Annotated in this window: 19 protein-coding genes and 1 riboswitch; of the genes, 9 read left to right on the forward strand and 10 right to left on the reverse strand. The window is 54.6% G+C overall.

Features of this window, described 5'->3' with window-relative positions; translation table 11 throughout:
• Positions 1-19 precede the first annotated feature (19 nt).
• Positions 20-436 carry an alternative ribosome rescue aminoacyl-tRNA hydrolase ArfB gene (gene arfB, locus CXF87_RS04510; protein WP_101145656.1) on the forward strand — a complete coding sequence of 139 codons (417 nt, stop codon included), beginning with the start codon at positions 20-22 and terminating at the stop codon, positions 434-436.
• 31 nt (positions 437-467) lie between these two features.
• Positions 468-689 (forward strand): DUF1289 domain-containing protein, encoded by a 222-nt coding sequence (locus CXF87_RS04515; protein WP_101145657.1) that lies wholly within the window; start codon positions 468-470, stop codon positions 687-689.
• Between the two features lie 41 nt (positions 690-730).
• Here CXF87_RS04515 and CXF87_RS04520 read toward each other — a convergent pair whose 3' ends face one another.
• The 7 genes from CXF87_RS04520 to CXF87_RS04550 form a co-directional block, all read right to left on the reverse strand.
• Positions 731-1,795 carry a proline racemase family protein gene (locus tag CXF87_RS04520; RefSeq protein WP_198556003.1) on the reverse strand — a complete coding sequence of 355 codons (1,065 nt, stop codon included), beginning with the start codon at positions 1,793-1,795 and terminating at the stop codon, positions 731-733.
• Positions 1,795-2,985 (reverse strand): alcohol dehydrogenase catalytic domain-containing protein, encoded by a 1,191-nt coding sequence (locus CXF87_RS04525; RefSeq protein ID WP_101145658.1) that lies wholly within the window; start codon positions 2,983-2,985, stop codon positions 1,795-1,797. Before CXF87_RS04525 ends, CXF87_RS04520 begins: the two co-directional genes overlap by 1 nt.
• Positions 2,986-3,158: 173 nt before the next feature.
• Positions 3,159-3,737 carry an NnrU family protein gene (locus CXF87_RS04530; protein WP_101145659.1) on the reverse strand — a complete coding sequence of 193 codons (579 nt, stop codon included), beginning with the start codon at positions 3,735-3,737 and terminating at the stop codon, positions 3,159-3,161.
• Positions 3,738-3,878: 141 nt separating this feature from the next.
• Entirely contained in the window at positions 3,879-4,847 is a 969-nt protein-coding gene (locus CXF87_RS04535; protein WP_101145660.1) for a magnesium transporter CorA family protein, read from the reverse strand.
• A gap of 28 nt (positions 4,848-4,875) precedes the next feature.
• Positions 4,876-6,300: a sensor domain-containing diguanylate cyclase gene (locus tag CXF87_RS04540; protein ID WP_101145661.1), complete on the reverse strand. Its 1,425-nt coding sequence runs from the start codon at positions 6,298-6,300 to the stop codon at positions 4,876-4,878.
• Between the two features lie 63 nt (positions 6,301-6,363).
• The gene (locus CXF87_RS04545; protein WP_101145662.1) at positions 6,364-7,743 is read right to left on the reverse strand and encodes a sodium:solute symporter; all 1,380 of its coding nucleotides are present in this window, start codon (positions 7,741-7,743) and stop codon (positions 6,364-6,366) included.
• Positions 7,733-7,840: riboswitch (TPP riboswitch) on the reverse strand. (Overlaps the previous gene by 11 nt.)
• 43 nt (positions 7,841-7,883) lie before the next feature.
• Positions 7,884-8,486 carry a peroxidase-related enzyme gene (locus CXF87_RS04550; protein WP_101145663.1) on the reverse strand — a complete coding sequence of 201 codons (603 nt, stop codon included), beginning with the start codon at positions 8,484-8,486 and terminating at the stop codon, positions 7,884-7,886.
• A 175-nt stretch (positions 8,487-8,661) separates the two neighbouring features.
• Here CXF87_RS04550 and CXF87_RS04555 point away from each other — a divergent pair, with 175 nt between their 5' ends.
• A complete protein-coding gene (locus CXF87_RS04555) occupies positions 8,662-9,354 on the forward strand; it encodes a hypothetical protein (RefSeq protein ID WP_101145664.1) in 693 nt (230 codons plus the stop codon).
• A 100-nt stretch (positions 9,355-9,454) separates the two neighbouring features.
• On the opposite strand, the gene CXF87_RS04560 is transcribed toward CXF87_RS04555, so the two are convergent.
• Positions 9,455-10,954, reverse strand: a complete 1,500-nt coding sequence (locus CXF87_RS04560) for a CoA-acylating methylmalonate-semialdehyde dehydrogenase (RefSeq protein WP_101145665.1) — start codon at positions 10,952-10,954, stop codon at positions 9,455-9,457.
• Positions 10,955-11,263: 309 nt separating this feature from the next.
• Between CXF87_RS04560 and CXF87_RS04565 the strand changes: the two genes are divergently transcribed.
• Positions 11,264-12,319, forward strand: coding sequence for a zinc-binding metallopeptidase family protein (locus CXF87_RS04565; protein ID WP_101145666.1), 1,056 nt, complete (start codon positions 11,264-11,266; stop codon positions 12,317-12,319).
• Positions 12,320-12,323: 4 nt separating this feature from the next.
• Here CXF87_RS04565 and CXF87_RS04570 read toward each other — a convergent pair whose 3' ends face one another.
• Both CXF87_RS04570 and CXF87_RS04575 read right to left on the reverse strand, forming a co-directional pair.
• Positions 12,324-13,334: an alpha-E domain-containing protein gene (locus CXF87_RS04570; protein ID WP_008957379.1), complete on the reverse strand. Its 1,011-nt coding sequence runs from the start codon at positions 13,332-13,334 to the stop codon at positions 12,324-12,326.
• Positions 13,335-13,338: 4 nt separating this feature from the next.
• Complete coding sequence (locus tag CXF87_RS04575) at positions 13,339-14,820, reverse strand: circularly permuted type 2 ATP-grasp protein (protein ID WP_101145667.1); 1,482 nt, start codon at positions 14,818-14,820, stop codon at positions 13,339-13,341.
• Between the two features lie 375 nt (positions 14,821-15,195).
• On the opposite strand from CXF87_RS04575, the gene CXF87_RS04580 reads away from it, so the two are divergent.
• From CXF87_RS04580 to CXF87_RS04600, 5 genes are all read left to right on the forward strand, one after another.
• Positions 15,196-18,546, forward strand: coding sequence for a transglutaminase family protein (locus CXF87_RS04580; RefSeq protein WP_101145668.1), 3,351 nt, complete (start codon positions 15,196-15,198; stop codon positions 18,544-18,546).
• A gap of 226 nt (positions 18,547-18,772) precedes the next feature.
• The gene (locus CXF87_RS04585; protein ID WP_101145669.1) at positions 18,773-21,178 is read left to right on the forward strand and encodes a circularly permuted type 2 ATP-grasp protein; all 2,406 of its coding nucleotides are present in this window, start codon (positions 18,773-18,775) and stop codon (positions 21,176-21,178) included.
• On the forward strand, positions 21,175-21,981 hold the full coding sequence (locus CXF87_RS04590; protein WP_332870624.1) for a transglutaminase family protein: 807 nt from the start codon (positions 21,175-21,177) through the stop codon (positions 21,979-21,981). The genes CXF87_RS04585 and CXF87_RS04590 overlap by 4 nt, the downstream gene beginning before the upstream one ends.
• Before the next feature lie 120 nt (positions 21,982-22,101).
• Complete coding sequence (locus tag CXF87_RS04595; RefSeq protein ID WP_008958071.1) at positions 22,102-22,521, forward strand: hypothetical protein; 420 nt, start codon at positions 22,102-22,104, stop codon at positions 22,519-22,521.
• Between the two features lie 86 nt (positions 22,522-22,607).
• Positions 22,608-23,463, forward strand: an 856-nt coding sequence (locus CXF87_RS04600) for a potassium/proton antiporter (RefSeq protein ID WP_101145670.1), incomplete at its 3' end; no start/stop codon positions are given.

The raw sequence follows: 23,463 nt of genomic DNA on the forward strand, positions 1-23,463 counted from the left end.
AGTAACACAGGGGCCATTAATGCTCACCATTTCTAATAACGTTACCCTGGCTGATTGGGAGATTGATATCAGCCAAATTCGCGCCCAGGGTGCTGGCGGCCAGAACGTCAATAAAGTCGCTTCAGCAGTACATTTACGCTTTGATATTCTGAGCTCTACGCTGCCGCCTCTGTATAAAGAGCGCTTAATGGCGTTATCGGATCAGCGCATTAGCAAAGAGGGCGTGGTAATTATTAAAGCCCAGAGCCATCGAAAGCTTGAACTCAACAAAGAGGATGCGCTGGCACGTTTAAAAGAGCTGATTCAGAGTGCCACCAAGCAGCAAAAAGTACGCCGCCCCACCAAGCCCACCAAAGGCTCGCAGCGCCGTCGTGTTGATCACAAAACCCGTAAGGGAAAAATTAAGTCATTGCGCGGTAAAGTGTCGGCGTCATAATGCGCCAGCCAGTTCTTCAGAGCCTATCTTAATGAGCACATCTTCTACCGTTCGCCCACTCTCGCCGTGCGTGCAGATCTGCCAGATCGAGCCATCCACTTCATTGTGCAATGGCTGCGGCCGTACGCTAGATGAAATCGCTGTCTGGGGTGCCATGACCGAGGCCGAAAAAGCCCCGGTATGGGAACGCTTGGAAAGCAAAGGCTATGTCTCTGATGGCCATGTTTCTAAAGACCACGTTTCCAAAGACTAAGTTTTCACAGACTACGACTCTAAAGACTAAGTTTTCACAGACTAAGTCTCTAAAGACAATGCCGCAGGCTGATGACGGTCACTCAAGATATGATGCAACTCACCGCACGCCACCATCGGGTCATCACAGTTGATCACAATATCCGAGCGCGACAACACGTAACTGCGGCCGGTAATGGTATTTTCCACCACTTGGTAAGCGCCTTCCTGATGCGTGCCAATGAAGGTGCCGATAAACCCCGTTTCACGCAGTGAAACCGTCTCTAGTTTGTCGCCTATACTCAAACGCCCTTCATAGTTCATCAATGCCAGGCGTGCCGAGGTACCAGTACCCGTTGTACTACGGCAAATAACGCCAGGATGAACATAGGTGGTTGAGCGTGAACGTATATAACCTTCCGTTACCTTCTCTTCAGGTCCCATAAAGTGCAAAAACGGCAGTGGCCCTACGTCACCCAGCGTGTAGTGGGAAAAGCCTCGCTGCGCTTTAATCGCTTCGACGATTTTATAGGCACACTCGGATAGCGCACGCTCTTCATCACGCGTCAGTTTAAAGCCCAATTCAGTGGCATCCACTAACGCATAAAAACCACCGCTGTAGGCGATGGAGTATGTGACATCACCAATGCCCGGCACATCAATCGTATCGCGATAGGTGTCGATATAGCTGGGCAAGCCGCCACAGGTAACTGACTCTACCACGCCGTTATGCACTTTGGCTTCGATCTGCACCAAGCCTGCCGGCGCTTCCAGCTTAAAGCGCTGTATCCCTTCCTGCTTGGGCACAATACCGCTCTCCAGCACAGCTGTCGCGGTACACAAGGTGTTAGAGCCAGAGTAAATGGGATAGCCCATTACTTCCATAATGATATATCCCGCGACCGCTTCCGGGTGGCTGGGAGGCACTAACAAATCGACTGACATTTCTGGAATGCCGTAGGGCTCTTCAAGCAGCAAGCGACGTAAACCGTCGGCGTCATCGCGCAGGTACTCCATCTGCTCGCGCACAGTGGCGCCAGGCAAAATATCGATGCCACCGGTGACAATACGGCTAACATCGCCACCGGCGTGAGTATCCATTAACTGGATGGTATGGAGGTTAGGCACTAGTGGCGCTCCTGAGCGTCAGAAGAGGAATTTTCGAGGGCGAACGGAGCACCATGAGAGGCCCACTGGGCATCGGGAACAAGCACAATTTTACCCAGATAGTTGCTGTCCCGATTAACAAAATAGCGCTCGGCCGCATGCAGATCGGAAAGCTTAAATGCCGCATGAAGCACAGGCTTTAATTCACCGCTGCGTATCCATGCCACAAGCTGTTCGGCCTCTTCACGGGTGCCGTGGGAAACGCCAAAAATCTGCACTTGGTACAGATAAACGCGCGTCCACATCATTTCGCTCAGATTGCCACCGCTGGCACCCGCAATGGAAAGGCGCGGGTAGCTCTTGCGCCCCTGCATATCAACAATCATGGTGTCGATAAATAGATTGGTCATTTCACCGCCGACCAGATCCATCACCGCATCGATCGGTTTACCGCTGGTCGTTTCCAGCACGCGATCCACAAACGTCGGCAAGTCGCCACGGTCAATCACCGCTTCTGCGCCTAGTGCTTTAAGGGCGTCAGCTTTGTCTAGCTGGCTTACCGCATAGGGAATAGCGCCCACAACGCGGCAGAGCTGAATCAGTGCGGTCCCCACGCCACCGCTGGCACCACTGACCAACACGCGCTCACCAGCACTCACCTTGGCGGCGGTCATCATGTGGTAAGCAGTTTGATACGAACACATGCCCATTGAGGCAAGCTCTGCATCGTGCAACTCAGGGTTGGGCACGTGATAAAACTGATCAGCAGGTACAGCGATATACTCAGCAAAACCGCCATCGGCGCCATGGCCGTAGTAATCAGGAGTGAGGTTAATATCACGGCGCTCGTCGGCGTAGATATTAAAATCGAGCAGCCCTCGCTGGCCAATGCGCTCAGCATCGACCCCCTCTCCGACCGCCACGATACGACCTGCCACATCGGCCCCTTGAATACGCGGGAAGGTAAGCGTCGGGGTGCCACCCATGGCAAAGGAAGTCACATCACCTTTATCTTTGGTGGGATAAAGGCCTTCACGCGCTTTTCGGTCAGTATTGTTCTTTGCTGTCGCCGTCACCTGCACCAGCACTTCGCCCGCCTTGGGCTTAGGTGTAGCGACATCCGGATGGTACTCCAATTTGTCGATACCGCCATGTCCAGTCAATAGCATGGCGGCCATCGTCGGCGGCACCGTGTGTTCAGTTTCGGCCATGAGCTGACTCCTTAATATGGGTATATTGGCGCTCAAATGACAATAACAAACTCTTGCCGAGTCTCAAAAGCCATATAAGCGGCAATGGCGGCAACGCGTGGTTGCGAGGCCGCCAGAAGAACAAAGCACACTTATTAATATTAGCCAATACAGATATTAATTAAACATAAGCATTAGCTAAAGACAGGGACACCAATCAACGCGGTGTGCAAGTAAAAAGCAAAGACGACATACGCCACCAGCCCGATGAGTACGGTAGAAATAGTAGCCATTTTCGTGGTGCTAACTGGCGCAGCTGACGTCAAACGATCACGCTTTTTGGCAGCTTTAAACGCCAGGATTGCCCAGATAAGAAAGGCTGCAAAAAAGATAATATCGCCTAAGCGGCCGTTGGCTAGCAGGTGGGCAAACGCCCATATTTTTACTGACAGCATCATCGGGTGGCCAAGCTTGGCCTTAATAGCATTATGGGGAACATACGCCGCCACTAGCATAATAAAGGCAGGCAGCATGAGCAGCGCGACCGCATGGCGCATGCCCATGGGTGGTTGCCACACATAAATAGGGTCAAGGCGCATCTGGCCAAACCCATAAATGGCAACCGCCAAGCCGATCACGGACACTGCCGAGTAGGCTATTTTCCACGTGGTTTCGCCGAATTTGGCAATTTGCTGCTGACGCCAATTTTCAGCGAAAATACGCACAGAGTGGCTGCCTAAAAAAATCAGCAGCCCGATGATCATTATGGTCATGAAAAATGCTCCCAGTGAAAATGCTAGTCGACGGCTTGATGCCTTATAGTCTTGGTCGCTGCAGAGGATGCCACACTCACCCCTCAACCACCTATGCATGCGTCAACTTTTCGTTTCCTGGCGAGTCGTTCACTGACAAGCTTAAAACCAGTGTTTGCGTTTAAATAACCAAATCAATATGCCGCCGATGCCCAGCATCGCTCCTAAGACAAAAAAGTAGCCATACTCATAGCGCAGCTCGGGCATATTTTCGAAGTTCATGCCGTAAATCCCAGCAATAAATGTCAGGGGTACAAAAATTGCGGTAATAACGGTGAGAACACGCATGGTGATATTTAGCTGATGAGAAGAAATAGAGATATAGCCATCGACTAAGTCACCACAAATGTCATAGTACATCTGGGTCAAGGTATAAAGACGTTCAAAGCGGTCCGCCACATCGTTAATAGCGTGCAGGGTTTCGCTCTCTTCGCGGGGCAGATGCTCGTAGTCATAAGCCGTCAGTTCTTGAGTAATACCTTTGTGGTAACTAAAAATGCGGCGCATTTTGACCAACCGAGAACGATAAGTAATGATCTTGCGCATCAAAACATCGTTGCCGTTTTCTAACAGTTCATCCTCTAGATCGCTTAATTCAGTTTCAAACTCAAGTAGGCTATCGATATAAAACCCAGCGGAGATATACATAACGCGCAGCGCGACCTGCTCCGGCGAATGCGCCAAAAGTGCTCTGCCGTGCTCGTTAAACAGCCGCTCAATGCTTAACGCTTCACCAGGATGGAGCGTAACCAAAAACCGTTCGCCCACAAAAAAACAGACCTGTTGAGGTAAATAGTTCAGCTCGGCATCGAAGGAGGAGATGCCGCGATAAATAATCAGCGTATGGTTATCAAACTCTTCTATTTTAGGTGGATGGCGCTCTTTATGGGCATCTTGAATCGCCATCGGGTGAAACTCGAATGCCTCTAAAATCGACCGTTCGCTCTGCTGGGTTTCTCCCTGCATATCAATCCAGATATGGCTTCCCGGCGTAGCCCGCCACACATCCATTAGGCTTTCACCGCCCTCATGGGTCTCGCCTTCAGGCGTGGTCAGAATAGTTCGAATCATGATCGTCCTTGAATATTTCCGGTCTTTCTTAAGAAGCACTACCCAAAGGCTGCACTATGCGAACTTGGGCTTTTCCCAAGCGCTTGGCATCATACATGGCAACATCGGCTCGCTTTAATAGCTCGTTGGCCGTTTCAGCACTAGTTGGCATGTACATGACAACACCTATGCTTGCACTGATATTCAGCGCCGCATTGCCAGCAGCAAACGGCTCTTCAATCACCTGTATTAATTTTTTGGCCAACGGCTCAATCGCCATGGACTCACTGCTTTCTAATAGCAAGACAAACTCATCTCCGGCCCACCGCGCTATATAGTCGGTTTCACGGACGGTCTTCACCAATCGTTTAGCCATCACACGCAGCAGCTCATCCCCCATGGCATGGCCATGAGTGTCGTTAATCGCTTTAAAACCGTCCAGATCCATGAATAAAACTGCTAAGGGCTTTTGAGTACGCCGAGTACGGGCCATTGCATCAGGCAGGCGTTCATCTAGGGCGCGCCTGTTAGGCAGTTTAGTTAATACGTCTTCACGGGCCTGTTGATCGCGCAAACGCTCTAGCTGCTGTCGTTCGGCAATATCATGGATAAAAAGACTGCGTCGCTCGCGGCCATCAATGATTAATGTCTTGATGCGAACCTCGACGGGCAGTTCCCTGCCATCATGGCACCGCGCTGTATAGGTGATAGGGGCTTGATCACTCTCAGTTGGCAAGCCATTAGGAAAGAGTAATTGTGTGACTGGCCTTGCCAGCACCGCTTTGCGTGGCCAACCAAACATTAGCTCAGCCGCTCGGTTCCAATCGAGAATGACGCCCTGTGAATCAATACTGATATAGGCGTCATAGGCGGATTCAATGACTAGGTTGAGCTCGTTGGTGCGCCGTTCAATTTGGCACTCCATGCTGTAATGAAGCTCGCTCAACGCTCGCTGAGATTCCTGTGCTTTTTTTCTCTCTCGGATCAGCCGTTCACGCAGGCGAATTTCATCAGTCACAATCGCCGCTAAATCTTTCAAAGCCGCCAGTTCCTGCTCACTAAGAGTACGAGGTTTAATATCAATCGCGCAGAGGGATCCCAACGCAAGTCCATTGGAGGTGCACAGCGGAATACCCGCATAAAAGCGAATCCCATTCGGGGCGGTCACATGGGGGTTTTGCGCAAAGCGAGGGTCCTTGCGTGCATCTTCAACAATTAACGGCTCTGAGGCCGTCACTGTATAAGCGCAAAAAGCCACATCTCGACCTGTCTCGCGGGTTTCCACGCCCACGCGCGACTTAATCCACTGACGCTCAGCATCAATCAACGTGATCGTTGAGATAGGCACATTCAGTAACTGGGCAACCAACCTGGTGACGCGGTCAAACGCCGGTTCATCCGGGGTATCTAATAGTTCAAGCTCATAAAGAGCGGCTAACCGCGCCTCTTCATTAGATGCTGTGGGGTAGCTCATTGTCATGTCACCCATTCAGGGAGGTGTAGGTCTACCAGCATATCGCGACCAGCACTTTCCTGCTTACTGCTTATTGTTTTGACTCATACTCGCGAGCAACACACTAACCAGCGTAGAGGCGACTATCGCACCGACAAACGGCCCCAGCGTAGGAATACTGCCCGGGAAACTGGCAGCTATCACTCCCGCGATGAGACTGCCCTGACTGAACCACCCTGGAATAATGGCGCCCAGCAATCCTGCAACACCTCCCGCAACAGCCGAAAAAGGGGTCATGCGTTGCCACAGACCTAGCAGCACAGGCACCACAATGGCGGCACACAGTAAGTCAGCAATCAGGAACAGCCGCAGTACTGACAACCCCTGCAAAGCAATCACTACCACCGGTATCATCAATCCAATCGTGACCCAACGGGCAGCGGCAATGGAAACACCCCGCCGTTCGCTGCGCGACACCACCAGGGAAGCGATACCATTTTGTAACGTATCAACACTGGAGGCTACCAAAGTGACTGCCAGCACTAAAGCGGGGAGTGTCAGCCAAGCTGGGGCCCCCGTTAACAGAGCGAAAAACGGCATCGGCGGCTCGCCAAGGGGGACCCCACTCATTGTCGCCAGCATGCCCAAACCACCAATTAGCATCACGACTACGACGGTCATACCGCCGCCTAGCCAAGCGCCACGGCCCAGGCTTTGATCGTCCCTTGCCGCCCAAACACGCTGCCAATACCCCTGGTGGAAAAGGTTCGCTGCGGTGACGGCGATGACCAGCGTTAACGCAACGCTCAGCGCGCTGGTAACGGGGATGGAAGGCAGCGTTGCCTCGCTAGGCATTGTGGGTAGGCGCCATAACGTAACGCTACCCACCGCCAACAGAAGCGCTAGCAACAGCCATGCCTGCCACCGGTCCGTGGCAAGGCTGGCGCGCAAACCGCCAACCGCCGTATACACCAGAGTGGTGAGGGCAACGCCAATAATCACCAGCGCGGGCGGCACATCTGACAATAGCGCTGTGATGGCCCCTATGGCGGTGAGCTCCGCTGCCAGGAAGCAGGCCATATAGCCAACCGACACTAACGTTACCCAGCGCCGCACGCCTGGGCCATAGCACGCTTCTGCAAACTCGGCGATGCTGCGCCCTTCCGGCAACGCACGGCGAATTTTTGGCCCGTAGAGCCCTAACACAATAAACGGCAGTGCCGACCCGAGCGCATAACCTGCTAATGCGAGGGGGCCAACAAAGGCACCAATTTCGGGCGGGGCAAAGAGTATCCACGCCCCCATGCCGGAGGCAAGAAAGGAGAGACCAAGGGTTGAAGCTGTTTGTGAGTTGCGAGCCGTCACATAATCATCAACGGGGCCATCCACCCAGCGAGCCCGTAGACCTAAATAAGCAAAGCAGCACAGCGCCGCGCCAAGCACGGCTGACGTCAGATATAGCATGTCGCACTTCCTCCGCCGGTACGAACCGGATCAGGTTCCAGGGTCTGCGCAGCGCGCATTCTCAGCCCTTGCAAGCAGGGCTCCCCTGGCGACAGTGAATGAAGACGGTATCGTCAACCAAAAACGCGTCTTAGTAAAGTTTAAGGTGTGTTGGCAGCCTCTGCGCGGGGCACTCGCCCCATCAAATAGAACTCCGCATTGGGCGGCGTACCCGCCAGGGTGACCAATCGATTCGACAGACCAAAAAACGCCGCGATGGCGCCTATATCCCAGCAGTCCTCTTGGCTAAAGCCTTCTTGCCGCAGGCGCGTGCGCCACTCATCGGTCATTTCACCGACATCAATGGCACAATGCATGGCAAAGTCGAGCATGACGCAGTGGCGCTCACTAATCGGTGCCACGCGATGGTTGATGGCGACCTGATCCGCAAGCAGCGGGTCTTTGCTGTATATGCGCACCAGTGCCCCATGCGCCACCACGCAATACAAGCAGCGATTGCGCGCACTGGTAGCGACCACAATCATCTCTTTCTCGGCTTTAGTGAGCGTGTCAGATTCACGCTCCATTAGCGCATCATGGTAGGCAAAGAAAGCACGAAACTCAGCAGGACGATGGGCCAACATTAAAAATACATTAGGCACAAACCCTGCCTTTTCCTGGACGGCCAAAATAGTATGGCGAATATCGTCGGGCAGATCATCTAACGTTTCTGGTACATTAAAACGGCTTAATGGAGCAGACATAATCACCTCTTTATTGTTAAGTTTAACCATCTCATAAAAACGACTTAGCCTTTACGTAACAAAACGCTAACTTAAGTGACTTTTAATTAGCGGCCCTGCTCGCCATACTGATGTAACGACCTGCAATAAAACGCGCATAACGCTTAATAATCAGTTCGTTCAAAGGGACACTGACATGAGCCATAACGAAGCAAAAGAACACATCTCCGGTCGTCTAAACGAACTGTTTTCTGACCCCTACCAAGCGTTTGAAAATGATACGGATGAGCGCCAGCTACATATTCGGATCATGCTGCATATGTTACTGGCCCGCCCCATGACGCGGGGCCAAATGACCTTGAGAGTCATTCATGGCTGGGAAAATGGTGGGTTTGAGCCCGACGATCTTCAGCATGTCGACTACACCCTCAGTAACGTTTCTGACTTCAAACGAGCAGTGCAGGATTTTGAACACGCCTCCAAGCACAACACACCTTTACCTGCTGACCAAACCGCCATTCTAGCTGCCCCGCTAGCCGATGCGATTGCAGAGGCCAGAGCAGAAGGTCAAGACCTCGCCAACGGCATTAGTCATACACCAGCGCGCTGGCCAGCGTTTGAGGGCGGCTTGGCACTCTATACGCTGTTTAAAATGTACCACCGCCTGATTTATGGCGAAGATGACACCTACCGCTGCTCGCAATGCATGACGCCGCTTGGTTTGCGCGAAATACATGAGTTTCACCTTGAAGAAGGTGAGTTCGCGCTGCTGGTGCCGCCAGCCCAGGACTTCATGAACGAACATTCCCTGCTGGTGTTGCATGAAAGCCAACTTGGCCCCATTGAACAACTGTTGGAAGAAAGCTTGCCGTTGTTTGATAACTTTTAAATCACGATATGCCGATTCATCGGCTCGGCTTTGGCCGCACCCGCTATCAATTGACCCCGCTTAATGCGGGGCCAGCATCAGGCATTGAATAGTGCTTCATTTAGCCAAGCGAAATCGTACTATTAATGCCACTGGAAACATTCTCTGGTTCAAACCAACGCGCTGTGACGGTTTTGGTTTGCGTCCAGAAGGCAATCGCCTGTTTGCCGTTAGGCCCTAAATCCCCCAGCTTTGATGCCCGCGAGCCAGTGAAGCTGAAGTAGGCAACCGGTACGGGGATGGGCACATTGATACCAATCTGACCCACGTCGATATCGGTTTCAAAACGGCGAGCAATCCAACCAGAGTTAGTAAAGATAGAGGTGCCATTGCCGTTGGGGTTGGCGTTGATAAATTCGATCGCTTCATCGAGGGTTTCAACACTGACCACACACAGCACAGGCCCAAAAATCTCTTCGCGGTAAATGGTCATATCCGCGGTCACATCCGAAAACAGAGTGGGGCCCACGAAGTTACCGTTGGGATAGCCGCCCACTTGAACATTGCGACCATCGACCATCAGTTTGGCGCCCTCTTTTTCGCCTGCATCGATTAAACGCAGCACACGATCACGAGCAGCCGGCGATACCAGTGGCCCTAAATCGGCATCCAACTGGGTGCCCGGCCCCACTTTCATTGCCCGCGCCGCCTCAACAATGTCGCTTAGCCATTCGCGTGCCTCACCGACTAGCACCACCACCGAATTCGCCATGCAGCGCTGGCCCGCCGCACCAAAGGCTGAGCCCAGCAAGTTATTGATCGCCTGACTACGGTTGGCATCCGGCATCACCACGCAGTGGTTCTTGGCCCCCATCATCGCCTGCATGCGCTTGCCCGCTGCCGCCGCGCGGTTATAAAGCAGCGAACCCACGTGGGTAGAGCCAATGAACGAGAGCGCTTTGATATCCTGATGGTCAGCAATTTGATTGGCCACATCGGGGCCCCCGTGTACCACATTAAGCACGCCGGGCGGGATGCCGGCTTCGTGAGCCAGTTCGACTAAGCGCATAGTGGAGCTTGGGTCTTGCTCTGAAGGTTTGAGAACAAAGGTATTGCCGGTAGCAATGGCCAGCGGAAACATAAAGCACGGCAACATAATGGGGAAGTTAAACGCGGTAATGCCGGCCCCAACACCCAGCGGCTGATGCATGGTGTAGACATCCACCTCGTTGGCAGCGTTTTCAGCCAGCTCTCCCAGTTGCAGCGAGGTAATCGAGCAAGCGTGCTCCACCACTTCCAAGCCGCGACCTACTTCACCTTCCGCATCCGGCAGGGTTTTGCCGTGCTCTTCGGTAATCAGCGCCGCCAGCTCTGCAGTATTGTCACGAATTAACGCCTGAAGCTTGAGCATGATGCGCATTCGCTTGCCAAGCGGCACTTTACGCCACTCCTTGAAAGCCTCCTTGGCATTACTGATGGCACGCTCCACTTCGTCAGCGGTGCAAAACGGCACACGCGCAACGACCTCTTGTGTGGCGGGGTTAATCACATCGCGCCATTCCTGGCTTTGCGAAGGTACGGGCTGACCATTGATATACATGGGTATTTCGCGAACGGACATAACGTTGCTCCTGTTTATAGTTGTGGTTTTGGTGGTGGTTTTGACTATGGTTGTTATGGTTGTGATTGCTGTCATAAAGCAGTGATTGTCTGCGCACCGCTGTAAGCAAGAACACAGGGTATAGCAGCAAGTTAACGTTAACGTCAACCAAGTATCCTACGAGTAAACAAAATCTGCCGTATGGCGTCAATTAGCCTTTCCATTGTTATGCCGTGCTGGCTATGCTTCGGCTAATCAGGGGCGCCGTGGCTTTTCAAACCGTTCACGGCAAACGCTACGCATAACGTGTTTAAGCACAGGGAATTAACGATGCAGACCTTCAGCTGCCGCTGTGGCAATCCACTTTTCTATGAAAACACCCACTGCCTTACCTGCCAGTCAGACGTCGGCTGGTGCCCCGTCTGTAGCAATATTGTCGCGATTGAGCCGTTGGACAACGGTGGCTATCGCTGCGCACACCCTGGTTGCGATACAGCGCTGATGAAGTGCCACAACTACGCCGTTGAGAACGTCTGTAACCGCATGGTGGTGATGGAACACGGCCAAGCGGATGCCCTATGCGATTGCTGTCGTTATAACGAGGTAATTCCCGACCTCAATATTGAAGGTCATCGTGAACGCTGGGCGGCGCTTGAAGCAGCGAAGCGGCGGCTATTTCATACCCTCGATCTACTCAAGCTGCCACACGGCACCAAAGACGATGCTATTAACGTGCCGCTAAGCTTTTCATTTATGGCCGACGCCCTCCCCGACCAGGGGTTATGGCGCTCTACCGCGAAGCAAGAGAAGGTGTATACCGGCCATGCCTCGGGCCATATCACTATTAACGTCAAAGAAGCCGATGACGTTGAGCGTGAACGCTTGCGCGTCGATATGAACGAATCACACCGCACGCTCATCGGTCACTTCCGTCATGAAATTGGCCACTATTATTGGGATGTACTGGTAAAGGATCGCGATGAAGAGGCGTGTCGTGCGGTGTTTGGCAACCACCATCGGCCAAGCTATGCCGAAGCGTTAGAGCGCTACTACCAACAGGGCGCCCCCAGCGACTGGCCTGCGCGTTTTATCTCTGCCTACGCCACCATGCACCCCTGGGAAGACTTCGCCGAAACCTTCGCGTATTACTTGGATATGGTGGCCGTGCTGGATACCGCACTGCACATGGGCATTACCCATGTCGAATACGACGGTAGCCTGGACAGCATGTTGATGGCTTTTCATCAGGTCGGCTTGGCGGTGAACGAGCTCAACCGGGATATGGGTCTGCTCGACCTGTCACCGACGGTGCTCGCCCCCGCCGTGCGCGATAAGCTGGCGTACCTGCATCAACTGATCCAGGCCGCCAGCCCTGTGGAGCGTTAGTCCTTCAATCGTTGTCGTTGTCCCCTGCGTGGCTTTGGCTTTGCGTTTGACTCTGCGTTTGTGCCACTCGGGGGACAGTGTCGTCATTCACAAAGTAGGTCGCACTCAGCGTATCGTGAATGGCGGCAAAGCCAATTTGCAGCTCGTCGATAAAGGCATGCAGCTTGCTCGGCGAATGGGCAAGCGCTTGGATATCGGCATCGACTACGTCCGCGCGAACCAGCGAAACCGTGGCCGCGGGGCGGTCTTGACGGGGAAGCAAAGTAAGCTCATGACCTAGCGTTTCTAGGCTGCAGGCAATCGAACGTGGCAGGTTGGGGTCTTGGAGCAAAAAGCGCAGCACATCCGGTCCCCGCACGCGTAAACGCACCTGCTGACGGTACATTTGATACGCGGTGAGTGATTTAAGCACACTCATCCACTGCAGGTTTTCAAATGGCAGCAGCTCCTCAGGGTTTTGCGGCAGCAAGCTGGCAGAGCGCACGTCCACAATGCGCGTCGTCATATCCGCCCGCTCCAACTGGCGCCCTAATTCAATAAACGTACGCGCCGGGCCATGACTCAAGGTGCCCTCAATGAGCCCCGTTAACGCTTGGCAACCACGAATCACGCTTTTGAGAAAGCTATCGCGGCGGCGCGGGCTAACGCCATGTTCAGCATGGTCGACGACGCTCAGATAGAGCTGATTAACCTCCTCCCAAATCTCCCGAGGCACCACATCCCGGGTGGTTCTGAGGTTCTCGCGAGCACTAGCGAGGGCGGAGATAATCGAAATATCATTCTCGGTATCGGCACATAAAAAATGTACGACATTGCGCTCATCGAAGTCTGTATGGCGTGCGGTGAAGGCTTCCAGGCTGCCGGTCATTTCGATAAGTGGGGCCCAACCTAACGGCAAGCGTCCCGGCAAATCCAGCATAAGGTGGCTGTTAACGCTCAATAGGCGCGCGGTATCTTCCGCTCGTTCAATATAACGCGCCATCCAGTAAAGATTCTCAGCAACGCGTGACAGCATGGCGTTAGGCTCCTTTCACCGCGGCCGCTGCCGCCTTATCGTCGGTTTCTACAATCCAGGTATCTTTACTGCCGCCGCCTTGTGAAGAGTTCACCACCAGCGATCCTTCTATCAAAGCCACCCGCGTCAAACCACCGGTCGTGACATGAATTTCAGGCCCTGAGAGTATGAAAGGGCGTAAATCCACATGGCGCGGCTGCGGTAACCCATTCGCTAGCGTAGGCGTAGTCGAAAGCGCCAGGGTGGGCTGGGCCATATAATTGCGGGGATTTGCCTTGATCAACTGCGCAAACTCATCGCGGGTCTCTTTGGTTGAGCGCGGGCCAATCAACATGCCGTAGCCGCCCGACTCATTGGCGGGCTTGACGACCAATTCATCCAGGTGGTCGAGCACATAGCGGCGGTCGTCTTCAAACATGCACAGGTAGCTCGGCACGTTGGGCAACAGCGGCTCCTGATCGAGGTAATAACGAATCAGCGCAGGGACGAAAGCGTAAACCACCTTGTCATCCGCCACCCCAGCGCCCGGCGCGTTGGCCAGCGCGACTTTACCCGCCCGCCAAGCGCGCATCAGGCCCGCAACACCCAGCATAGATTCAGGATTAAACGCTTCCGGGTCTAGAAACTCATCATCAACACGGCGGTAAATAACATCCACGCGGCGCATGCCCTCGACGGTGCGCATATACACCACATCATCGTCATCCACTAACAGATCACTTCCCTGCACCAGTTCAACACCCATTTGCTGGGCAAGATAGGCGTGCTCGAAGTAGGCAGAGTTATAAATCCCTGGGGTCAGCACCACAATTTGCGGGTCATCGCCAGGGCGCGGCGACATCGACGCTAGCATGTCGTAAAGCTGAGCCACGTAATCATCAACTGGCAAAATCTTGCCTGAGGCGAATAACTCCGGCAGCACTCGCTTAGTGACATTACGATTTTCAAGCATGTAAGAGACGCCGGAAGGAATGCGTAAGTTATCTTCCAACACATAGAGCGTGCCATCCCCATCGCGCACTAGGTCTGACCCGCAAACATGCGCCCACACGCCGTGAGGGGGATTAATACCCACACACTGAGGGCGAAAATTAACCGACTGCGCCAATACCTCAGCGGGTAACACTTTATCCTTGATCACCTTTTGGTCGTGGTAGAGATCATCAATAAATAAGTTTAGCGCCTGCACGCGCTGCTTGAGCCCCGCCTCGGTTTTACGCCACTCATTGGCGGGAATAATGCGCGGCACAATATCAAACGGCCAGGCACGGTCGATCATTGCCCCTTCTGAATAAACGGTGAAAGTAATTCCCATGGTACGGATAGCGATCTCCGCCGCCGTTTTCCGCTCTGCTAACTCTTCTGCGCTAAATCTTGCCAACATGTTGCACAATTCACCCGCTGACTCGCGTGGCTGACCGGGCGCGGCCATCAGCTCATCGTAAAAATCACGACACGCATAGTTATTCCAATTCACTTGGCTCATGGGCGCTCTCCTGGCGCTGGGGTGGAAGCGGCAACTTCCTCAATGCTCAGTGTAGGCCTGCCGCGTGCAAAACAATCAAACAATTGAGAGCAAAATACGTACCATCTTTTGCGATATTTCAACGTTCGCTTACTTAAACACTACTCAAACATTACTTGGCAGAGCATCAGCGCCCAACAAACCCCTTTTATGCTTTTTTTTGGTGCGGCCAGTTGGCTTCAAGTTGGTGCATAACGCCATTTCCACTTTAGTTAAACGCCTTACTTAATATAGCGGCTGCAAAAAAGTAAAAGTGGAACGATACTTGCGAAACGTTCGGTTATTCCCTAACCCAGCCGACTATCCGGTTGATAACGGTTCTCTTGAGGGTGGCCCATGACCATTCGCGTTGCCTTGTACCATCGTACGACTTACCACTTTGACCGCCCGGTGCGTCTATCACCCCATGTTATTCGGCTACGTCCGGCGCCCCACTGTCGCACGCATATCGAGGCGTACTCGCTCAAGCTCTCCGGCGAAGACCACTTTTTAAATTGGCAACAGGACCCGTTTGGCAACTTCAACGCCCGCGTGGTGTTCCCAGAACCGCGTAAAGAGCTAACCATCGCCGTCGAGCTGATCGCCCCGATGACGGTGATTAATCCGTTCGATTTCTTCCTGGACGACATTGCGCAACAGATTCCCTTCGATTACCCGGAAGCGCTGCGCCAGGAGCTGGGCCCCTATCTTGAAATCACCGAGTCCGGGCCGCGCTTAATGGAGTGGCTCAAGGGCGTGCCCCGCGAACCGACCACCACCGTCGATTTCCTGGTCGCGCTTAACCAGCGCCTACAAGACGATATCGGTTACCTAGTGCGCTTGGAGCCAGGCGTACAAAGCTGTGAAGAGACCCTGTCCCTGGCCAGTGGCTCGTGCCGCGATAGCGCCTGGTTGCTGGTGCAGATTTTTCGCCATCTAGGCCTCGCGGCACGCTTTGTATCGGGCTATTTGATTCAGCTTAAATCCGATGTCAAAGCACTCGATGGACCCAGCGGTACAGAAGTAGATTTCACCGATTTACACGCCTGGACCGAAGTGTTTCTGCCTGGTGCAGGCTGGGTAGGCCTTGATCCAACCTCGGGCCTGTTTGCAGGCGAAGGCCATATCCCGTTGGCCGCAACCCCCACCACGGGTAGCGCGGCGGCCATTACCGGTTTTTCGGATAAGTGCGAAGTCACGTTCGATGTGACCATGGAAGTGGAGCGTATTCACGAAGACCCACGGGTCACCAAGCCGTATAGCGATGAGCAGTGGCAGCGTATCTGCAACCTCGGCGACGAGGTGGATGCCGAGCTTCTTCAGCAAGATGTGCGCCTGACCATGGGTGGCGAACCTACCTTTGTATCGGTCGACGACATGGAAAGCCCGCAGTGGAATACCGAAGCGCTCGGTGAGCACAAGCGCGAGCGGGCCGAAGTACTACTGACGCGCCTTCAGGCCGCCTATGCCCCCGGCAGCGCCATTCAGCAGCAGCAGGGCAAGTGGTACCCCGGCGAACCGCTGCCCCGCTGGGCGCTGGCCTGCTACTGGCGTAAAGATGGCGTGCCGCTATGGCGCGACCCACAGTGGTTGGCCTGCCTGGAGGCTGCCCCGAAAGTGCACGTGGATAACACCATGGCGCAACGCTTTACCAAGGCACTCAGCGAGCGGCTGGGTGTGGCCGAACGTTACTGGATACCGGCGTACGAAGATGCCTACTACTACCTTTGGAAAGAGCAGTCGCTGCCGGTCAACGTTGACCCGCGCGAAGCCAACCTCAAAGACGATGCCGAGCGTCACCGCTTAGCCCGCCTATTGGAACAAGGCCTGGACGAAGTCGTTGGTTACGCTCTGCCACTGCGCCACTCGATCAGCCAAGCCCACCGCTGGGAAAGCGGCCGCTGGCCGCTCAAGCGCGACCACCTTTTTCTAGTACCCGGCGATTCCCCCATGGGCCTGCGCTTACCGCTTTCGGCGTTGCCCTGGGCTGACCCGGAAGAGCAGCCCCAGCCTGAATCGCTATTCGCGCCCCGCCCGGCACTGGGCGACATTCACGGCGAAGTCGCCCGCCGCAACGCTGAACAACTGCATATCAGCGATGCCGAACGCCTGGGTCGCTCCAGCCACCCCAGCCCATCGCACCCTGAAGGCGAAGATGTCCAGCAGCAGCCACGGGCAGAAAACGACCGCGAGAGTGGCATTATTCACACCAGTCTGTGTGTGGAACCCCGGGATGGTCGCCTGCATATTTTCCTGCCACCGCTCACCAGCTTAGAGCACTACCTGGACCTGCTCAGTACGGTTGAAGAGTGTGCTAAAGAGCTCGCTTGCCCGGTGATGGTAGAGGGCTACTCACCGCCTCGGGATCCGCGTCTGGAAAACTTTATGATCACCCCCGACCCAGGCGTGATCGAAGTGAATATTATGCCTGCGGCCAGCTGGCAAACCCTGGTCGCGCAAACCGAACGGCTCTACGTTGAGGCACGAGAAACTCGCCTGGGCACCGAAAAATTCATGCTCGACGGACGCCACACCGGCACCGGCGGTGGCAACCACGTCACGCTAGGCGGCCTGACGCCTGACGATTCGCCGTTCTTACGTCGCCCAGATCTGCTCGCCAGCTTAGTGACTTATTGGCAGCATCACCCTAGCCTCTCTTATCTGTTTTCGGGTCTCTTTATTGGCCCAACCAGCCAAGCGCCGCGGGTGGACGAAGCGCGTCACGAAGCACTTTATGAGTTGGAAATCGCGTTACAGCAAATGCCCGAAGGTGACGTAGTACAACCTTGGTTGGTCGATCGCTTACTGCGCCACCTGTTAACTGACCTAACCGGCAATACTCACCGCGCCGAGTTCTGTATCGACAAACTCTACTCGCCGGATAGCGACAGCGGTCGACTCGGCTTATTAGAACTACGCGGTTTTGAGATGCCGCCCCATGCGCGCATGGGACTGATGCAAATGCTGTTAATCCGCGCCCTTGTCGCGCGCTGCTGGAAAACGCCCTACCGCGCCAAGCCCGTGCGCTGGGGAAGCGCACTGCAAGATCGCTGGATGCTGCCTCACTACCTGTGGAATGATCTTGACGACGTGCTGGCCGATTTACGCCACCACGGCTTCGACTTCGACCTTGAGTGGTTTGCCCCCTTCCTGGAGTTCCGTTTCCCGCTGCATGGCCGTTTGCATACGCCCATGCTAGACATCGAGCTGCGCCAAGCCATCGAACCCTGGCACGTGCTGGGCGAAGAGGCCTCGGCAGGCGGCACGGCTCGCTATGTGGACTCCTCGGTGGAGCGCCTGGAAGTCAAAGTCAGCGGCATGAGCGGTGACCGCTACGTGGTGACCTGCAACGGACGCCGGGTACCGCTTTCAGCCACCGGCAGAAACGGGGAAGCAGTCGCCGGGGTGCGCTACCGCGCCTGGCAGCCGCCCTCGGCACTGCATCCGCAGATTCCTATTCATGCACCTCTGGTGTTTGATGTGATTGATACCTGGAATCAGCGCTCTGTGGCGGGCTGTACCTATTACGTGGTGCATCCGACCGGGCGTAATTTCGATACTTTCCCGGTCAATGCGTTTGAAGCCGAAGCCCGTCGACTGGGGCGTTTTAGTGACAGTGGCCATAGTCATGGTCATCAAGCTCCCAAGCTGGAAACCCCCAGCCTGGAACTGCCACAAACGCTCGATCTGCGCTGGACGCCTAGCTAATGTTTTTAACTAAGGAGCCCCTGATTAACGTAATGAGCGAAGGCCAGACAAGGCAAAAATTAACGAAAAAGCGGAGTTTACAGGGTGTAAATGAGCATTTTGAGGCGATTTTTAACGCCGTATGGCCAAGCGCAATAGTTAATCAGCGGGTTTCTAAGCTAATGCTTTTCTCTTAGTAGCCAGTGCTGGATAATCCGCCCCCTTACCTCTCAGGATTACAAGGATAATGACGGCCCCTGTCTCACCCTCACTTCTCGCGCCCGTGGCTAACGGGCTCGTTGAGGATTACTTGAACCAGCTAGGCAAGGGACAGCCCGGCACGTATGACGCCATGCTCGATAGCCAAGGGCAGTTACGCCCTGGCTGGGAAAGCTTACTGGGCTCGCTAGAGGGCATGGGCCCCACGGGGCGTTTACAGCAGCATGAAGAGATTCAGCGCCTGCTGGCCGAAAACGGCGTCATTTTTAATATGCATGATGAAACCCAAGGGCGTTCGTGGCGGCTCGACCCACTACCCTGGGTGATTGATGAAGTGCAGTGGCAAGCGCTGGAGGCGGGGCTTACTCAGCGCAGCCGCCTGCTGACCGCCCTTTATAACGATATATACGGGCCCAAAACACTCTTTGACCTAGGCCTGTTGCCAGCTCAGGAACTGCTTGCGTCACCGCTTCTCTTGCTGCCCTGCCATCGTTCGCTACCCAACGACCGTGCGCCGATCGGTTTTCACGGTGTGGATGTTATTCAGGACACCCAAGGACAATGGCGAGTTATGTCCGACCGGCTGCAGGCACCGTCAGGTACGGGCTTTGCGCTTGAAAATCGCATATTGATGGCCCGCGCCCTCCCCGGTATGTACCGTAATGCGCCCTTAAAGCGTTTGGCGGGTTTCCTGGATTTGCATCACCGAACGCTCATCGCCATGGCCTACCAGCACCGCGATAATCCCACCCTGATTCTATTAACGCCGGGGCCAGCGAGCCCGCGTTATTTTGAGCACGCCTATTTGGCTAATTACCTTAATATCGCGTTGGTAGAAGGGCAGGATTTGGTGGTGCGCGATACGCAGGTTTGGCTGCGCACTCTAGGCGGCTTGCAACCGGTCGATGTGATCTTGCGCCATTGCGATGACGCTTACTGCGACCCGCTGGAGCTGCGCGGCGATTCGCAGCTCGGCGTGCCGGGGCTGTTACAAGCTATGCGTTCAGGCGGTGTAGCGTTATCGAACGCACTGGGAGTTGGCATTTTAGAAGCCCCGGTATTAGCTGACTACTTGCCAGCACTGTGCGAACACTTACTGGGTGAGACACTGTTGCTACCCAACGCTGATGCCTCTACGCAACCGGCCAGCGCACCGATATTTGACAGCCACCTGCAGCGACTTGAGCCCACTACGTTAAACCTGCGCTGCTTTGTGACCCACACCCCGGCTACCGTCAACCGCAGCACGGCGGACGAATACCAGGTGATGCCCGGCGGTTTAGCCTGGGTCGGTGCGCCTGGCTCGCCCTCACTGAGCACCAGTATTGTCAAAGATGTGTGGGTCACCGCAGCCTCACCCCAGCCGCATGTCAGCCAGCTGCGCCAAGCCCGCGGCCCGGTGGTGGCGACGCGGGATGGGACGGATCTACCCAGCCGGGTGGCTGAAAGCCTGTTTTGGCTAGGCCGCTACGGTGAGCGATTAGACACCCGCGCCCGCTTGCTGCGTGAAGCACTGCTAAGGCTAATGGAGTACGACCAGGACGCGATCGCCGACCAGCTGTTGGATGAGCTGCTGTTAGCCCTGGATATCACCACACTCAGCAAAGACGACGAGCACCGCTTACAAGCGCCACTGATCGGTTTTGAACAGAAGCGTGCGGCACTATTGGCGCAGTTCGATGACGTGGAGCCCCAAGCGCTGCAGCCACTATTCTCGCAATTAATGCGTAATGCACGCAGCGTGCGCGACCATTTAGGCGACGACTCCTGGCGGGTCGTGCACCAGTTGCGCCAACGCATGGCCACCTTCAACCCCAGCTTGGGAGCCAGCGCGGCGCGGCGCGCTTGCGAAGGACTATCGGCCCAGCTGGCTGCGTTTTTCGGACTCTGCAACGAAACCATGCCGCACCACTATGGCTGGCGGTTCATGGATATTGGCCGCTTCCTGGATCGCGTGCTGGGCTTGCTCTCGCTACTCAAACTTACCCTGAATGCGCCGCATTCGCCGGGCTTGGCACTGTGGGAAGTCGTGCTTGCCACCACCGATAACTTTACCGCTTATCGACGCCGCTACCGCAGCGAACTACACCCAGCGGCGATTCTTGACCTACTGCTGTTCGACGAGACTAACCCTCGCTCGGTGGGTTATATGCTCAAGCGCATTGAGAGCCAGATGGATCGCCTGCCCGGCACTACATCCCCCTACCGTAACGCCGAACGCAGGCTGTTGATTCAGGCGAATGCAGCGCTCCATCTTGCCGATATTGATCGTTTGAGCCATTTAGCGGATACCCCCGAGGCGCAAGAGGCGTTAGAACAACTATTGGACGCCCTGATTGAGCCCCTGAGTGCGCTTTCTGAAGCGATCAGTCAAAGTCATTTCAGCCATGTGGAACGACCTCGCCAGCTAGTCAGCATGGAGCCAGACGCATGAACTACACGTTGCGGCATACCACCCGCTACCACTACAGCGCGCCGGTGACGCTGTGCCATAGTGAAGCGCGGGTGTTTCCACGCAAAACGCCCCATCAGCAGTGTGGCGCTTCGGAATTACATATTAGCCCTGCGCCGCAGGTACAAAAGGAGCGCTGCGATATATTCGGTAACCGGGTGCTCTATTTCGCCATGGAAGAGGTTCATCAAACGCTGGATGTCACCGTGGTAACACCACTGAATACTCAACCGCTCACCGCCCTGCCAACTGTTTCACCAGCGTGGGAAAACGTTGCCCAGCTGCTTAGCCAGGACAACAGCTTTGACGTTCAACTCTACCGGTTGGACTCACCGTTTATCCGTCGTAACGACGAGCTAGCCGCCTTTGCCCGTAGCTGCTTCACCCCAGGCAGACCACTTATTGAGGCGGCGCTAGCGCTGAATGAGTTGATTTATAGCACTTTTGAATACGACCCCAGCTTCACTACGCTGGCGACACCGTTAAGCGAGGTGCTCGCCAACCGGCGTGGGGTTTGTCAGGACTTCGCCCACCTGGCGATTGGCGCATTGCGTTCGGTAGGACTCGCCGCACGCTACGTCAGTGGTTACCTGGAAACCCAGCCACCGCCCGGGCAGCCGCGGCTGATCGGCGCTGATGCCTCCCATGCGTGGCTGGCGACCTGGATTCCCGAGTGGGGCTGGCTGGCGCTTGACCCCACCAATGGCTCAGTGGCTGGTGAACAGCACCCCGTGCTGGCTTGGGGGCGAGATTATGCAGATGTCGCGCCGCTCAAAGGGTTATGAACGGCGGCGGCGAACACCGTCTTGAAGTTGAAGTCGATGTCATGCCATTAGCTGTCTAATGCAAACAACCCCCGCCTAAGGTATAAAAGAGGCTCGGTTAGCTTGCTCAGGGAAGGTTTAATGCAGCACGAGGTAAGTAGTAACAATACAAGGTATACGCCTCAGAGGGCTTCCCAGTGCCTGCTTTTAGGCTGTTTTTTAATCCTCCTGTTTGGCGCTATTGAGCAATTCCATAAACCGCATTTTGCCGTCTTTCAACAAGCCGATGAAAACATACTGCGCCAGTCAACCCATTACGGTGTTGCCCCGCTTCCCGCTAAATTGCGCATACAAAATGATTCATCCAAGCGTCAAGCGGATGAAGAGCTTTTACAATTATTTGAACTCTCTTCTGGCGATGCGTTGCCGCCAAACGTCTATGACATACGCCTACTGACGTTATCTTACGGCCCTATTTTAAACCGAGTAGCCCCCAGCTACCTGTGTTCCTGCCGCACCTTGTTACCCCCCAATCGAGCGCCGCCGATCGTGGCAAGTTAATTCTCGGTGGTTTAATTGTTGCTGGCGGCCCTAAAGGGCTTACTGCCAGTGCGTGCGATAGGTACCGTTTAAAAGGGTTGCCCTTTATGTTTCCCGTTGATCAGCTTATTTTACTTGCTGCCATTTTGATATTAGTCGGCATTGTGTCGAGCAAGCTATCCGCCCGACTTGGCCTACCTGTTCTAGTCCTTTTTTTAGTCATCGGCATGCTTGCCGGAGAGAGTGGGATCGGTGGTATCGCCTTCGACAATCCCGTGGGCGCTCATGCGCTAGGTACGTTGGCGTTGGCCATGATCCTATTCGATGGCGGGCTTCAAACCCCTACTTCGTCGATTAAAAAAGTCTGGAAACCTGCCTCATTACTTGCCACGTTCGGGGTATTAATCACCGCACTGATCACTGGCTTAGCAGCCGCTTATATCTTAGGCCTGCCGCTGCTGGAAGGCTTTTTGCTGGGTGCGATTGTCGGTTCAACAGATGCGGCAGCGGTCTTCTCGCTACTGCGTAATGCCGGCATACATATTAATAAAAAGCTGAAATCGACCTTAGAAATTGAAAGCGCCTCCAACGATCCCATGGCCATTTTCTTAACCGTTGGGCTGTTGGAGGTACTGGTTAATGATATGGCGCCAGGCCTAGGATTACTGAAGCTTTTTGTGCTGCAAATGGGGGTAGGCGCCCTGGTGGGCATTGGGGTCGGTTGGGCGTCAGTTAAAATCATTAACCGCATACACCTTGTTGCTTCTGGGCTCTATCCGGTGCTGGTCGCGGCCTGTGGTTTCCTTTCGTTTGGCATTTCAGCCAACGCCGGTGGTAGCGGTTTTTTGGCCATTTTTTTGACCGGTGTGTTCATAGGCAATCACCGGATCGCCTTCCAACGTAGCACTTTCTTGTTTCACGACGGGCTTGCATGGTTAAGCCAAATCGTGATGTTCGTGGTAT

The organism is Halomonas sp. MES3-P3E (assembly GCF_002836035.1).
GTDB classification, from domain to species: Bacteria; Pseudomonadota; Gammaproteobacteria; order Pseudomonadales; family Halomonadaceae; genus Vreelandella; species Vreelandella arctica.

Bases quoted from the DNA above. Each gene is read 5' to 3' on its own strand.
- CXF87_RS04575 (WP_101145667.1), bottom strand. From the start codon at position 14,820: ATGAGCCAAGTGAATTGGAATAACTATGCGTGTCGTGATTTTTACGAT.
- CXF87_RS04565 (WP_101145666.1), top strand. From the start codon at position 11,264: ATGCAGACCTTCAGCTGCCGCTGTGGCAATCCACTTTTCTATGAAAAC.
- CXF87_RS04570 (WP_008957379.1), bottom strand. From the start codon at position 13,334: ATGCTGTCACGCGTTGCTGAGAATCTTTACTGGATGGCGCGTTATATT.
- CXF87_RS04595 (WP_008958071.1), top strand. From the start codon at position 22,102: ATGCAGCACGAGGTAAGTAGTAACAATACAAGGTATACGCCTCAGAGG.
- CXF87_RS04540 (WP_101145661.1), bottom strand. From the start codon at position 6,300: ATGAGCTACCCCACAGCATCTAATGAAGAGGCGCGGTTAGCCGCTCTT.
- CXF87_RS04585 (WP_101145669.1), top strand. From the start codon at position 18,773: ATGACGGCCCCTGTCTCACCCTCACTTCTCGCGCCCGTGGCTAACGGG.
- CXF87_RS04590 (WP_332870624.1), top strand. From the start codon at position 21,175: ATGAACTACACGTTGCGGCATACCACCCGCTACCACTACAGCGCGCCG.
- CXF87_RS04535 (WP_101145660.1), bottom strand. From the start codon at position 4,847: ATGATTCGAACTATTCTGACCACGCCTGAAGGCGAGACCCATGAGGGC.
- CXF87_RS04515 (WP_101145657.1), top strand. From the start codon at position 468: ATGAGCACATCTTCTACCGTTCGCCCACTCTCGCCGTGCGTGCAGATC.
- CXF87_RS04525 (WP_101145658.1), bottom strand. From the start codon at position 2,985: ATGGCCGAAACTGAACACACGGTGCCGCCGACGATGGCCGCCATGCTA.
- CXF87_RS04545 (WP_101145662.1), bottom strand. From the start codon at position 7,743: ATGCTATATCTGACGTCAGCCGTGCTTGGCGCGGCGCTGTGCTGCTTT.
- CXF87_RS04530 (WP_101145659.1), bottom strand. From the start codon at position 3,737: ATGACCATAATGATCATCGGGCTGCTGATTTTTTTAGGCAGCCACTCT.
- CXF87_RS04560 (WP_101145665.1), bottom strand. From the start codon at position 10,954: ATGTCCGTTCGCGAAATACCCATGTATATCAATGGTCAGCCCGTACCT.
- CXF87_RS04580 (WP_101145668.1), top strand. From the start codon at position 15,196: ATGACCATTCGCGTTGCCTTGTACCATCGTACGACTTACCACTTTGAC.
- CXF87_RS04550 (WP_101145663.1), bottom strand. From the start codon at position 8,486: ATGTCTGCTCCATTAAGCCGTTTTAATGTACCAGAAACGTTAGATGAT.
- arfB (WP_101145656.1), top strand. From the start codon at position 20: ATGCTCACCATTTCTAATAACGTTACCCTGGCTGATTGGGAGATTGAT.
- CXF87_RS04555 (WP_101145664.1), top strand. From the start codon at position 8,662: ATGAGCCATAACGAAGCAAAAGAACACATCTCCGGTCGTCTAAACGAA.